The sequence below is a fragment of the Ancylobacter sp. WKF20 genome (genome assembly GCF_029760895.1).
Lineage (GTDB): Bacteria > Pseudomonadota > Alphaproteobacteria > Rhizobiales > Xanthobacteraceae > Ancylobacter.
In genome coordinates this window covers 3,139,119-3,152,326 of the sequence record NZ_CP121679.1, presented here as the reverse complement: position 1 = coordinate 3,152,326, position 13,208 = coordinate 3,139,119, and the positions used below count along the sequence as shown (strand labels likewise).

Here is a 13,208-nt window from a genome sequence, read left to right as displayed (position 1 = left end):
GGGCGGGGTCTCACGGCGGCAGAATCTCACGGCGGCGGGGCGCTGTCCTATAGACCCGGCCGGCGGTCGGGGTCGATGGCCTCAAGGAAGCGGGTGACGGTATCATCGCCCTCCACCGGCGCGGAGCCGACCATCACCGCCACGCAAAGCCCTATCAGCGAAGAGATTTCCGTGTGCGCGCGTACGCCGGCGCGCAGGTTCATCACCAGCGTCGGGCACAGGAACAGGCCGAGGCGGATCACCTGCCGCCAGTCCGGCGGTAACATGTTGCGGCTCTTGAGATCGGCCAGCAGCGGGCGCCAGACCTCGCGCGCCTTCACGGCGAGGAGTTCGGCGCGGATGGGCGAGAGCCGCCAGTCGGTTTCGACAATGAGGCGGCCGGGCTCCAGCGCCATTTCGGCGCTGAACCACTCGCTCGCCAGCGCCGGCTCATAGAGCCAGAACGGATGGGCGAAGATGTTGTGAAAGCTGGTCTTTATCTCCGCCAGCAGGCTCGGCACATGCTCGCCGGCAAAGGCCGGATCGAAATAGGAGAGCCGCGCCCCGTCGCCTTCCCGGCTGAACCAGACATTGGCATTGTGCGCGTCGCCATGGGCAACCACCCCGCCGGCATCCGCGAGATGCTCCGGGCGCAGGCGCTCTTCGGCGGCGGTGAAGAGTTCGCCCAGCGTGCTTGCATAGGTGGCGCCGTTCACGGTGAAGCGGCGGGTGGAAAGGTCTGCCCACTCAAGCACATGACCGGGCAGGGGGAAGCGCTGGCCCACATAGAAGTCGCGGTAGCGCCCGCCGGGGAAGGCGTAGGGGGCGCGGTCGATCAGCCGCTCATGGAACAGGCGGTGGATCGGCTCGGCGGCGGCCTGTTCGGGTGAAATCGGGTGCAGCGTGTCGCGATAGGTGGCGCTAAGTCTTTGAGAAAGCTGGCGTTCCGCTGCCACGGCGATGGCGCGCTGGGCCGTGTCGTCGGCGAGGTCGAGGGTGCGCAGCACGTCGGAAAAGCGCGGCTCATCGCGGCGGCGATAGATCAGGATCTGCTCGCCCGGCAAGGTGGACATCAGCACCGGCTGGTCCACCGGCAGGCCGGCGCGGGCGAGGATATCGGCGCGGTAATATTCGCCGGCCATGCCTTCCTCGCCTTCCTCCTGATGGAACTTGAAGAAGAAGGCACCATCCGGCGTGTCGAAAAAGCCGTTCAGCGAATTGAGGCTGTACTGGTCGAGATTGATATTGAGATTCAAAGGCTTGATGGCGAAGAGATCGGCCAGCAGCGCGGCCAGCGGTGCCTCCGCCGCCGCGGGATCGCGCAGCGCCAGAGCGCGGATATGGGCGGTGCGGCTCGGCGTCGGGTTCTGGGGTGTCATGATACCCCTTGCGGGCGCAGGATCGTCTTCAATCCGGTCGCCTCGCCGGCGAGAAGCCGGGCATAGGCGGCAGGCACGGCGTCCAATTCCACCTGCTGATCCACGAGGCCGTTCAGTGCAGTGTGGTGGACGGTCAGTGCAGTGAGTGCAGTGGGGAGTTCATCGGTGAAGGCGTGGCAGCCGATCAGGCTCACCTCGCGTTCGACCAGATGATTGGGGTCGATGTCGAGCCGGCCATGGAAGATGCCGACGAGGCCGATCCTCCCGCCGCCCTCCAGGCAGCCGAGCAGATGGGCGAGCGCCGCCGTACTGCCCGTCGCCTCGATCGCGGCCATGGGCAGGCCGCCCTTGAGCACGGCACGGATCGCTTCCGCCTCCAGCGGGACGATGGTCGCCCCGGTCACCTCAGCCACCCTTTGGGCGCGGGCGGCGTTGCGGTCAGCGACCAGCAGGGGCCCGTCATGCTGGCGGGCGAGCAAGAGGGCGCAGAGCCCGCCAATGGTGCCGCAGCCCAGCACCAGCACCGGCTCGCCGGGCTGGAGAGCGAGGCGGCGCAGCGTGTGCAGGGCCACCGCCAGCGGCTCGGCCATGGCGGCGACCGCCGGGTCGATGGCGGGATCGACGGGCAGCAGCAGACGCGCGGGCAGGTTCACCTGTTCGGCGAAGCCGCCATCGCAGGCCTCGCCGACAAAGCCGAGTTTTTCGCACAGATGATGGCGCTGGCCGAGGCAGGCCGTGCACGCCCCGCACCAGAAGCGGGAATCGGCGACGACGCTCTGGCCGACGCCCAGCCCCTCAACGCCCTCGCCCAGCTCCGCGACGATGCCGGTAAGTTCATGGCCGGCGACGGAGGGCGCGCGGGTGATCCATTGCCCGGTGCGGAAATTATGCAGGTCCGAGCCGCAAATGCCGGCCGCGGTCACGGTGAGCCGCACCCAGCCGGGCGCGGGCGTGCCGGGGGCGGGGATGTCTTCCACGCGCAGATCACCGGCGGCATGGAGGCGGACGGCCTTCACCGCTCACCCCTTCAGCAATTCGTCGCGGATTTCCGACACCGCGTTCTCGTGGCTGGAAAAACCCTCATAGCGGGCGAGGCGGCGGGCATGGGCGGCGAATTCCGGGTGGGCGCCGCCGGTGACGTAGCCGATGGAGGAGCGCTTGAGGAAATCCGTCACCGAGAGCGGGCCATAGGTGCGGGCCCAGCGGCTGGTCGGCAGCACGGCGTTGGGGCCAAGCACGAAATTGGCGATGGTGACTGGCGTGTGCGGCCCCATCAGCACTTCCGCCGCCTCGGTGATGCGGCCGAGATGGGCGAAGGGGTCGGTGGAGAGGATTTCCAGATGCTCGGGGGCATAGGCGTTGATGAAGTCGATGCTCTCCTCGACCGACGAGGTCAGCACGATGCCGCCGCACTTGCCGGTGAGCACGGCCTTGGAGAAGGCCACGCGCTGCTCGGTCATCCGCCCCCAATGCTCGGGCAGGGCTTTCAGCGCCTGTTCCACCACCTCGCGCGAATGGGTGACGAGATAGGCGGAGGAATCCGGCCCGTGCTCGGCCTCGATCAGCAGGTCCAGCGCGGCCACCGCGCCATTCACCGTGCCGTCGGCAAAGATGATGGCCTCCGACGGTCCGGCGGGCAGGCCGGTGTCGATGATGTCGGAGAGCAGCCGCTTGGCCGCCACCAGCCAGGGCGAGCCGGGGCCGACGATCTTGATCGCCTTGCCGACGGTCTGCGTGCCATGGGCGACCGCCGCCACGGCCTGCGCGCCGCCGCATTTATAGACCGTCTCGACACCGGCGAGCCGGGCGGCGACCAGGGTCGCCGCATCCACGCCGCCATCCTCAGTCGGGGGAGTCACGATGGCAATGTTCGGCACCTTGGCGACGGTGGCCGGCACGGCGGTCATCATGGTGACCGAGGGAAAGGCGCCCTTGCCGCGCGGCACATAGAGCGCGACGGAGGAAATCGGCGTCCAGCGGTCGCCGGCGAAGGCGCCGGGGCGCACCTCCTTCAGCCACATCGGCTCGGGCGCCTGCTCCTCATGGAAGGTGCGGATGTTGGAGATGCCGAAGCGGATGCTGTCGATCACCTCGGGGGCGACCTTGGTGAAGGCCTCGTCGAACTCGGCCTCGGTTGCCTTGATGCGGTCGGGCGACAGATCGGCCTTGTCGAAATCGCGGGCGAAACGAGCCAGCGCCGCATCACCCTCGGTGCGCACCGCCTCGATGATCGGGCGCACCTTGTCGATGAAGCCCGACAGATCGGTCTCCGAGCGGCGGAGCAGGGCGGCGCGGCCGGCCGCGTCCAGCGTCGCCAGCTCGTGAAGGTTGCAGATGGAATCCGCCATGGTTCAGGCCCTCAACATCACGTGTCGCGGGGCAATATGTACATACATATTAGCTCGCCCGTGAGACCAAAATTTTCGCGCCACCTGCCCAATTCGCGGGCGGGTGGGGCCGCCGGTTGGGTTCAGATGGAAGCCAGGAAGCCGCCATCGACCGGAAAACACTGGCCGGTGATGTAGCCGGAGGCGTCGCTGGCGAGGAAGATGGTGAGGCCGGCGAGATCGCCGAGCTCACCAAAGCGGCCGAGCGGGATTTTCGGCAGCATGGCCGCCTGCCAGGCCGGATCGGCGTAGAACACTTCCGTCATCGCCGTGCGGAAATAGCCGGGCGCGATGGCGTTGACGCGGATGCCGAGCGGCGCCCATTCCGTCGCCAGCGCCCGCGTCATGCCGAGCAGTCCGGTCTTGGACGAACCATAGGGCACGGCGGTGGGAATGCCGACCTCGGAGGTGAGCGAGCAGAGATTGATGATGGCGCCGCCGCCTTTGCCTGCGCCGCCCGCGCGCATCGCCTTGGCGGCCGCCTGCGCGCAGAAGAAGGCGCCCTTGAGATTGGTGTCGAGAATGGCGTCCCACAGCGCCTCCTCCACCTCCAGCGCCGGGCAGACCTGTTCCATGCCGGCATTGTTGACGAGGATATCAAGCCCGCCCAGCGCGGTGGCCGCCGCCGCGACGGTTGAGCGGATGCCGGCGACATCGGTGACGTCGAGCGCCAGCGGGATGGCGCGCCGGCCGAGGGCTTCGATGGCGGCCGTGGTTGCGGCGAGCGCGGCGGTGTCACGCGCGGTGATCGCCACATCCGCCCCGGCGGAAGCCAGCGCGGTCGCCAACGCCGCGCCGATCCCCCGGCTGGCGCCGGTGACGAGGGCGGTGCGGCCGGTGAGGTCGAACAGGGGCTGGGTCATCGGTGGTTCACTCGGGTCGGCGTTGTCGCAAGGAAGCGTCATTCTGGGCTGCGGTCAGCCCAAAGAACACCGTCATCCCCGGACTTGATCCGGGGATGACGGGATGATGGCGTTTCGGAGCGTCGCGCGCGACCCCTCAAAGGCCGTCATCCCGGACGGCCAAAGGCCGATCCGGGATCGGATCCCGACGTGAAACACGTCACGATCCCGGCTCTCCGCTTCGCTTCGGCCGGGATGACGGCCTCGAAGCACGCAGCCTCCTTGACCCCGCCCCTCAGTGCTCGTCGTCCTTGATCTCGTTCTTCAGGAGCTCGAGGATCTGCCGCTTCACCGCGATGAAGGCCGGGTCCATCACCATGTCCATGGAGCGCGGGCGGGCGATGGGGACTATGATCTCCTCCTTCAGCCGGCCGGGGCGGGCGGTCATCACATAGATGCGGTCACCGAGCAGGATCGCCTCGTCAATGTCGTGGGTGACGAAGAGGACGGTCTTGCGGTTCTCCTCCCACACCCGCAGCAGGAGCTTCTGCATGGTGTTGCGGGTCTGGCTGTCCAGCGCGCCGAAGGGCTCGTCCATCAGCAGGATCTTCGGGTCGTTGGCGAGGGCGCGGGCGATGGCCACGCGCTGCATCATGCCGCCGGAGAGCTGCTTGGGGTAGGCGTCGTGGAAGGCGGCCAGACCCGTCTCGTTGAGGTAGCGGTTGACGATCTCCTCGCGCTCGGCCGCCGGCACCTTGCGGCGCTTCAGCCCGAATTCGACATTCTCGCGCACGGTGAGCCAGGGGAACAGGGTGTAGGACTGGAACACCATGCCGCGATCGGGGCCGGGACCGTCCACTTCCTCCTCGCCGAGCAGGATCTCGCCCGAGGTCGGCTGGGCCAGGCCGGCGACGAGATAGAGCAGGCTCGACTTGCCGCAGCCGGACGGGCCGACGATGACGGCGAACTGGTTGTCCGGCACGTCGATGGAGATGTTGTCGATCGCCACCACGGTCTTGCCGCGGGTGGAATATTCCAGCCGCACATCCTTGATGCGCAGGCTCGGCTCCACGGCTGGGGAGGCCTCGGCGGGAGAGGCTTCGGCGGGAGTGGCGGGCGCGGGAACGCGCAGGATTTCGGCGGCGCTCATGGGAGGCCCTTTCGTTCTCAGTTGGCCCGGTTGCTCAGCTCGCCCACGGCACGAGGCGCAGGCGGATGAGGCGGAACACCGTGTCGGTGAACAGGCCGAGCAGGCCGATGACGGCGATGGCGAGGAAGATCACATCGACCTGGAAGCCGCGCATCGCCTTCATCGAGATGTAGCCGAGGCCGGAGGAGGCGGCGACGAGCTCGGCGACGACGAGATAGGTCCAGGCCCAGCCCATGGTGATGCGCAGCGTATCGACGATGCCGGGCAGGGCGGCGGGGGTGAGCACATGCAGCAGCGCGTCGCGGCGCGAGGCGCCGAGCGTGTAGGAGGCGTTGAGCAGGTCCTTCTGCACGCCGCGCGAGACATCGGCGATCATCACCAGCTGCTGGAAGAAGGTGCCGAAGAAGATGACCATGATGCGCTGCTCGATGCCGATGCCGATCCACAGGATGAACAGCGGCACGAAGGATGTCACCGGCAGGTAGCGGATGAAGTTGACCAGCGGCTCGAGGCCCGCCTGCACCACGCGGAAGGTGCCCATGAGCAGGCCGAGCGGCACGGCGAGGACGGACGAGACGAGGAAGCCGATGACGACGACCTGAAGGCTGGCCCAGATGTGCTGGGCGAGCGTGCCGTCATCCAGCAGGCGGAAGAAGGCGCTGACCACGGCGGTGGGCGAGGGCAGGAAGATCTCCTGCATGAAGCCGCCATAGGTGGCGAACGACCACAGGCCGATGACCACGATCCAGACCAGCGTCGAGACGAGATAGCGCAGCCCCGCCGGCACCTCCTCCTTGGGGGTGAGGCAGAGATCAAGGGTGGAACGCTTGCGGGCCATAGGGCTGTCTCAGGCTGTCTCGAACGGTCGGGGACGCGGGCGGAGGAAGGGGCGCCCTCAGGGGGCGCCCCCTCGGGCATCACTGGGTGAAGGACGGGTCGATGATCTCGGCATAGGTGATCGGCTTCTTGATCTTGCCGAGGTCGGTCCAGATCTCGTTGCCGAGGGCGATCACTTCCGTGACCTTGCCGGGCTTGTCGGGCGTGCCGAGGTAATCAATGGTCATCGCCTTGTCGTAGAACTTCACGCCCGAGGCGGCGTCGGCGAAGTCCTTGGGCTCGGAAAGATAGCCGCCCACGCCCTTGGCCATGATGGCATAGGCCTTTTCCGGGTTGGTCTTGATGTAGTCGACCGCCTTCTGCAGGCCGACCACGAAGCCCTTCACGTCCTTCGGGCGGTCCTTGATGACCGAGCAGGAGATTTCCAGCACGTCGACGATGACGCCGGGCGTGGCGGCGCTGTCGGTCAGCACCTTGCCGACATTCTTGGTCTTCACCAGGGTGAGGTTCGGCTCCCAGGTGACGGCGGCGGGCACCTGGCCGGCGATGAAGGCGGCGGCGGCGGCGTCGGCGCTCATGTTGAGCACCTCGACATCCTTGAGCGGCAGGCCCTGCTTCTTCATCAGGTAGGAGAACCAGAACTGCGAGGTCGAGCCCTCGTTCAGCGCCACCGTCTTGCCCTTGAGGTCGGCCAGCGAGTTGATCTCCTTGAGCGAGACCATGCCGTCGCCGCCATGGCTCTCGTCGAACAGGGCGACCGCCTTGAAGCAGAAGTTCTCCGAGCGGTACTTCAGGATCTCGTCCAGCGTGGTGGCGGTGCCGTCGAGCTTGCCGGCGGCCTGGGCGGCCATGGCGAGGGCGGAATCGTCGACCACCTGAAGCTCGACGTCGACGCCGTTCTCCTTGAAGAAGCCGAGCTCCTTGGCGAGGTAGAGCGGGCCGTAGCCGACCCACACCGTGTGGCCGATGGAGATCTTGCCGGCCGCAGCCGGCTGGGCGGCGGCAACCGCGAGAACGGCTCCGGTGACGGCGCCGGCAAGGCACCGGCGGAAGGCAGTGGTCAGCATGATGGTCTCCCTGTGGATCCGGTACTCTCCGGGGCCGACGCCGGGCCATGAGGCTGGCGGCACCCGGTGGTGAACTCGGCTGGGTCGGGATCGGGAGTGTCTATCTTTAGCACCGCGAAACCGGCCTAGCGGCAAACAGTTAGCTTCCGTGAGACGGCATTCGCCAGCTTAGGGAAGTGGCAAAAACGCTATGCCGAAACGCTTTCTTAGGCACGCCTATGTTTTGGGCGGCGTGCGCCTGTTTCTGTATCAGCGCCCGGGCGCCGCAGGTAAGGCGTTGGGCCATGAATCCCCGCGCCTTTGCTTTGGTCGCGCGCGATCCGCGTCACCTGCGCCCTGCGGTCCGCGCGCGGCGCGCCTCGCCGGATGCACGCAAAGCGAGCGCCGGTTCAGCCCGCCGGCGCGCGCCTAGTCCGGGCTCGCGCCGTTGATGGCGTGGTAGCGGCGGCTGAAATAGATCAGCCCCTCGCGCGCGTCGCCATGGGCGAGGCCCACCACCTCGCAGAACAGCACGTCATGGGTGCCGACCTCGACGGTGCGGGTGATGCGGCAGTCGAAGGCGGTGAGCGCGCCTACCAGCATCGGCGCGCCGGTGGCGGAGGTGCGCCACTCGCCGGCGGCGAAGCGTTCCTCGACCGGCTTGCCGCCGCCGAACATGTTGGAGAGCGTCTCATGGCCCGGCGCCAGCGTGTTGACGCAGATGACGCCATTGGCGTGGACCACGGCGCTCGCCGAGGAGCCCTTGTTGAGGCACACCAGCAGCGTCGGCGGCTGGTCGGTGACCGAGCACACCGCCGAGGCGGTGAAGCCGTGCCGCCCGGCCGGGCCGTCGGTGGTGACGATGTTCACGGCGGCGCCGAGGCGTGCCATGGCGTCGCGGTACTCCTGCCGCGTCACCGCGGGGGCCGGTTCCGCTGCGGGAACCGGAATGATCGTCTCGGCGGAGCCCGCCGGCTGCCACTGTCCCATGAAGCGCCTCCTTCGGCATTATGGGTTGTAAGCCGACTAAGGAGGGGCGGCGGTGCCGTCCCTCCCTTGAATCGCGACGCGGCTCAGAATTCGCGCAGATTGTCGCGCAGGAGCTGGTGCTTGTATTCCTTGCGGGTCAGGCCGCGGGCCTGCAGCTCCGGCACCAGCCCGTCGCAGATTTCAGTGATGTAGCGGCGCGAGACGCGCAGCACCGGCGTGGTGATGAGGAAGCCGTCGCCGCCGACCTCGGCCATGGCGGCGCCCATCTTCTCGGCGACCTGCGCGGGGGTGCCGATCAGCTCCATGGAGGAGACGAGGCCGCCGCCGCCCGCCGCCGCCAGCTCGCGCAGCGTCTTGCCCGACCCCCATTGCTGGAACTTGTCGAGCGTGCCGGATTCGCCGTTGGTGACGAGCTTTTCCGGCAGCGGCTTGTCGAGCGGGTATTGCGAGAAGTCGATCTCGGTGATGGCGGAAATCGAGATCAGCACGTCGGTGACGAAATTGTCCGACATGGTGACGTTGCGGTAGCGGGCATGGGCCTCCTCCTCGGTCTCGCCGAGGCTCGGGCAGATGCAGAAGAACACCTTGATGTCGTCAGGGTTGCGGCCGAGCTTCTCGGCGCGGGCGCGGATGTCCGAGCGGAACGCCTTCATGCCCTCGACGCCATTGGCGACCGAGACGATGGCGTCGGCATAGCGCGCGGCGAAGTCACGCCCGCGCGGGGAGGCGCCGGCCTGGAGGTAGACCGGGCGGCGCTGCGGCGAGGGCACGGTGTTGAGCGGGCCGCGCACCTGATAATAGGTGCCCTTGTGGTCGATGGTGTGGACCTTGGAGCCGTCGGCATAGATGCCGTTCTTGCGGTCGAGCACCACGGCGTCCGGCTCCCAGCTGTTGAACAGCTTGTCGCAGACTTCCAGATACTCCTCGGCCATGGCGTAGCGGTCCTCGCGCTGAGGCAGCTTGTCCATGCCGAAATTCTTCGCCATCAGGTCTTCGGCCGAGGTGACGACGTTCCAGCCGAAACGGCCCTTGGTCAGGCTGTCGATCGTGGAGGACAGCCGCGCCAGCATGAAGGGCGGGTAGGCCATGGTGGACATGGTGGCGACCACGCCGAGATGCTTGGTGGCCATGCCCATGGCGACCGCGAGCGGGGCGGGATCGGCCTTCGGCACCATCATGGCGTGCTTGAGCGAAATGTCGCGCGAGCCGCCATAGGTCTCCGGCACCATCAGCTTGTCCTCGATCATGATGAGATCGAAGCAGGCGCGCTCCATGGCCTGGGCCATCTCGATATAGAACTGGCCGTCCCACGGATTGCCGCCCTGGCCGAAGGGTTCGCGCCACTCGTCGGGCGTGAAGTTCATGAACCAGGCGAGGTGGAAAGGCTTGGGGGCGGGGATGGGGGCCGTGTCAGAGGCAGACATCGTTCAGTCCTTCACGAGAAGCCGCGCCGGCGCGGGGGCGGCACGGGATCGGTGACGCGGGAGTGGGGGTGGAGGAAACGAGGGTGAGGCGCACGCGTTCGCGCTCGGCCTCGAATTCGCGGGATTCGCGCACGATCCGGCACTTCGCCTCGTAATCGGAGACGATGGTGGCGCCGAAGCGCTCCGGCGCCTGCGGGTCCTTGCGTGGGCGGTCCACCGCGATGACGCGGGTGCCGAGCAGGAAGGCCTCGGGCAGATCATGCGTGACCATGACGATGGTCATGCGGTTCTCTTCCCAGAGCTCGCTGACCAGCTGATGCATCGACTTGCGGGTGCCGGGGTCGAGCGCGCCGAAGGGCTCGTCGAGCAGCAGCACCTTGGGCTTCATGATGAGCGCCTGCGCCAAGGCAAGCCGCTGCTGCTGGCCGCCGGAGAGCTGGGCGGGGTATTTGTCGGCGTGCTCGCCAAGGCCGACGCGGGTAAGGAGTGCCATGGCCTGCGCCTCCAGCGTCCGGCGCCTCGCGCCGAAGAACCGGCCGAGGATCGGCGACCCCGCCCATTGCGGGCCGAGCATCACGTTTTCCAAGACGGTCTTGTGCGGGAACACCGAGTAGCGCTGGAACACCACGCCGCGATCGGCGGTCGGCTCGGCGGCGATCGGCTCGCCGTCGATCAGGATTCTTCCACGCGTGGGCACTTCCTGGGAGAGCAGGAGGCGCAGCAGCGTGGTCTTGCCGACGCCCGAGGGGCCGATGATGACGAGGAATTCGTGGTCGTCGAGCGACAGGTTGACCTGCTCGAGCACGATGCGCTCGTCATATTCCTTCCAGACATTGTCGAAGAGGATCGTGGTCATGGGTCAGGCCGCCTTGATCCGGTCCCAGGGATAGGCGGCGGCCGCGAGCTTGCGCAGGCCCCAATCCATCAGGAAGGCGAGCAGCGTGATCCAGACGACATAGGGCAGGATCACGTCCATCGCGAGATAGCGGCGCACCAGGAAGATGCGGTAGCCGAGCCCGCCCTCCGCCGTGATCGCCTCGGCGGCGATGACGAACAGCCAGGCCGCGCCGAGCGAGAGCCGCACGGAATCGATGAGGCGTGGCATGACCTGCGGCAGCACCACGCCCGTCACCATCTGCCAGGTCGAGGCGCCCAGCGTCTGCGCCTTGATGATCTGCTCGGTCGGGATGGCGGCAACGCGCAGCATCACGTCGCGAATAATGAAGGGCGCGATGCCGAAGACGATCAGCACGATCTTCGAGGCTTCGCCCAGGCCGAAGATGATGAACAGGATCGGCAGCACGGCGAGCGGGGGGATGAGCGAGAAGGCGGCGAAGAACGGCTCGAACATCGCCCGGAGGTAAGGGACGAAGCCGACGGTGACGCCGAGCACCAGCCCGAGCACGGCGGCGATGCCGAGCCCGACAAACAGCCGCCAGAGCGAGAGCCAGGTGTCCCACCACAGCAAATACTGCTTGGTGGCGATATCCAGCGTCGTCGCCAGCCGCAGCATCGCCGCATAGAAGGAGGCGAAGCCCGGCATCAGCTTGTCGTTCGGCTCGATGGCGAGCCGGGCGTTCGAGGCGATGAGATAGATCGCGATCACCGCCACGAAGGGCAGGGCCGCGAGGATCAGCTTCACGCCGGGCCGGGGTGCGTAATTGATGATGCGACGCATGGTGTGGCCTCTACTTCCCTCTCCCCGACGGGGAGAGGTGGCCCGCGAAGCGGGTCGGTGAGGGGGCTGCTTTCGTGTCCCGGCCCAGCGGAGGCGAAGCCGGAGCGCCGAGCCGGGATCCAGCGTAAAATTCTTCGGCAAAGCCTCTGGCGGTGGATCAGGCCGTCACGCTCCGGGATTGCCGGCTTCGCCGAGCTTTACCCTGGGCCCCGGATCATCGCTCCGCTGCGCGTCGCTTGTCCGGGGCGCGGGCGGCACGGCGTGCCGCCGGCCAGCTCACAGCTTCCCGTCGACCGCCAGCTTGGTGAAGCTCGGGTTGATGCGCATCTTGATATTGCCCTTGTCGCCGAGCACGGCGCCGCTGGCGACCTCGATGCCGATGGAATCGACGCTGGTCGCGCCCTGGCCGAACAGGCCCTGCTGGAAGCAGAAGGTCCGGATGCTGTCCCAGATCTTGGCGTTCTCGGCCGCGGTCAGGAAGTCATAGGCTTCCGCCGGGGTGTAGAAGAAATGGGTGGTGTCGAGCTGCGCCTGCAGGCCGCCGGCATCGGTGCCCATGGCGCTGGTCATCACCGAGCGCATCTCCTCGCCCTTGGCGCCGCCGGCCTTGAGGATGCCGAGCGCCTCATACCAGGCGCCGATCACCGCCTTGGCGAAGTCCGGGTTGTCCTTCAGCACATCGGTCTTGCCGATGAACACGTCCATGATCTCGCCGGGAATCTGCGCGCTGTCGAAGAGCTTGGTGGCGCCCTTCACCTTCAGCATGTCCTCGGTGAGCGGCTTCCACGAGACGGCGTGCTTCATCGCGTCCTGCGAGATGAAGGCGGCGGCGATCTCGGCGTCGGAAATGTTGATCGCCTTGGCGGCGGCCGGATCCTCGATGCCGGCCTTCTGCAGCGCGCGGTTGAGGAGGTAGTGCGAGACGGAATATTGCAGCAGGTACACGTCCTGCCCGGCGAGTTCCTTCACGTCCTTGGCGGTCTTGGAGACGATGAGGTCATTGCCGTTGGAATAATCGGTGATGAGGAACACCGAGGTGTCCACCCCGCCGGCCGCCGGCATGGTCAGGCCGTCCATCGAGGCGACGCCGACCGCGTCGATATCGCCGGCGATGAACTGGTTGACGCCGCCGACATAATCATTGGTCTGCAGCAGATCGACCTCGATGCCGTATTTGTCGGCCCACTTCTTCATGATGCCCGACTGCTTCATGTAGGCGAAGGGCATGAAGCCGATATAGACGGTGTAGGCGACCTTGAAACTCTTCTTGGGGGCGGCGTCGGCCGGGGTCTGGGCGGCGCCGGTGAGGGCGGCGGTCAGGCCGGCGAACAGCACGGCGGCCCTAAACATGCGCTTCATGGGGACGGCTCCTGGTCGCTCTAGGCGGGGCGGGCGGGACCAGGTTATTAAACGTTGACTTAATTAGGCCTGCAAGCCTAACAATTGAGCACGCCTAGCATATGGGCGAGGCAAAAAATTCCGTAGAATTACGGAGG

General features: G+C 67.1%; 12 protein-coding genes. All 12 read right to left on the bottom strand.

What is annotated here, in order from left to right:
• Positions 1 to 47: 47 nt before the first annotated feature.
• Positions 48 to 1,358: a hypothetical protein gene (locus AncyloWKF20_RS14460; RefSeq protein ID WP_279314723.1), complete on the bottom strand. Its 1,311-nt coding sequence runs from the start codon at positions 1,356 to 1,358 to the stop codon at positions 48 to 50.
• Positions 1,355 to 2,374: an alcohol dehydrogenase catalytic domain-containing protein gene (locus AncyloWKF20_RS14455; RefSeq protein ID WP_279314722.1), complete on the bottom strand. Its 1,020-nt coding sequence runs from the start codon at positions 2,372 to 2,374 to the stop codon at positions 1,355 to 1,357. Before AncyloWKF20_RS14455 ends, AncyloWKF20_RS14460 begins: the two co-directional genes overlap by 4 nt.
• 3 nt (positions 2,375 to 2,377) lie before the next feature.
• Positions 2,378 to 3,706 carry a histidinol dehydrogenase gene (hisD, locus tag AncyloWKF20_RS14450; protein WP_279314721.1) on the bottom strand — a complete coding sequence of 443 codons (1,329 nt, stop codon included), beginning with the start codon at positions 3,704 to 3,706 and terminating at the stop codon, positions 2,378 to 2,380.
• Between the two features lie 122 nt (positions 3,707 to 3,828).
• Entirely contained in the window at positions 3,829 to 4,608 is a 780-nt protein-coding gene (locus tag AncyloWKF20_RS14445) for a glucose 1-dehydrogenase (protein WP_279314720.1), read from the bottom strand.
• A 274-nt stretch (positions 4,609 to 4,882) separates the two neighbouring features.
• Positions 4,883 to 5,737, bottom strand: a complete 855-nt coding sequence (locus AncyloWKF20_RS14440) for an ABC transporter ATP-binding protein (RefSeq protein ID WP_279314719.1) — start codon at positions 5,735 to 5,737, stop codon at positions 4,883 to 4,885.
• Between the two features lie 34 nt (positions 5,738 to 5,771).
• Positions 5,772 to 6,575, bottom strand: coding sequence for an ABC transporter permease (locus AncyloWKF20_RS14435; RefSeq protein ID WP_279314718.1), 804 nt, complete (start codon positions 6,573 to 6,575; stop codon positions 5,772 to 5,774).
• Between the two features lie 79 nt (positions 6,576 to 6,654).
• On the bottom strand, positions 6,655 to 7,641 hold the full coding sequence (locus AncyloWKF20_RS14430; protein WP_279314717.1) for an ABC transporter substrate-binding protein: 987 nt from the start codon (positions 7,639 to 7,641) through the stop codon (positions 6,655 to 6,657).
• A 408-nt stretch (positions 7,642 to 8,049) separates the two neighbouring features.
• The gene (locus tag AncyloWKF20_RS14425; protein WP_279317981.1) at positions 8,050 to 8,511 is read right to left on the bottom strand and encodes a flavin reductase; all 462 of its coding nucleotides are present in this window, start codon (positions 8,509 to 8,511) and stop codon (positions 8,050 to 8,052) included.
• Between the two features lie 182 nt (positions 8,512 to 8,693).
• Complete coding sequence (locus tag AncyloWKF20_RS14420) at positions 8,694 to 10,034, bottom strand: NtaA/DmoA family FMN-dependent monooxygenase (RefSeq protein WP_279314716.1); 1,341 nt, start codon at positions 10,032 to 10,034, stop codon at positions 8,694 to 8,696.
• A complete protein-coding gene (locus tag AncyloWKF20_RS14415; protein WP_279314715.1) occupies positions 10,021 to 10,890 on the bottom strand; it encodes an ABC transporter ATP-binding protein in 870 nt (289 codons plus the stop codon). Before AncyloWKF20_RS14415 ends, AncyloWKF20_RS14420 begins: the two co-directional genes overlap by 14 nt.
• Positions 10,891 to 10,893: 3 nt before the next feature.
• Positions 10,894 to 11,712 carry an ABC transporter permease gene (locus tag AncyloWKF20_RS14410; RefSeq protein WP_279314714.1) on the bottom strand — a complete coding sequence of 273 codons (819 nt, stop codon included), beginning with the start codon at positions 11,710 to 11,712 and terminating at the stop codon, positions 10,894 to 10,896.
• A 276-nt stretch (positions 11,713 to 11,988) separates the two neighbouring features.
• Positions 11,989 to 13,071, bottom strand: coding sequence for a putative urea ABC transporter substrate-binding protein (locus AncyloWKF20_RS14405; protein ID WP_279314713.1), 1,083 nt, complete (start codon positions 13,069 to 13,071; stop codon positions 11,989 to 11,991).
• Positions 13,072 to 13,208 lie beyond the last annotated feature (137 nt).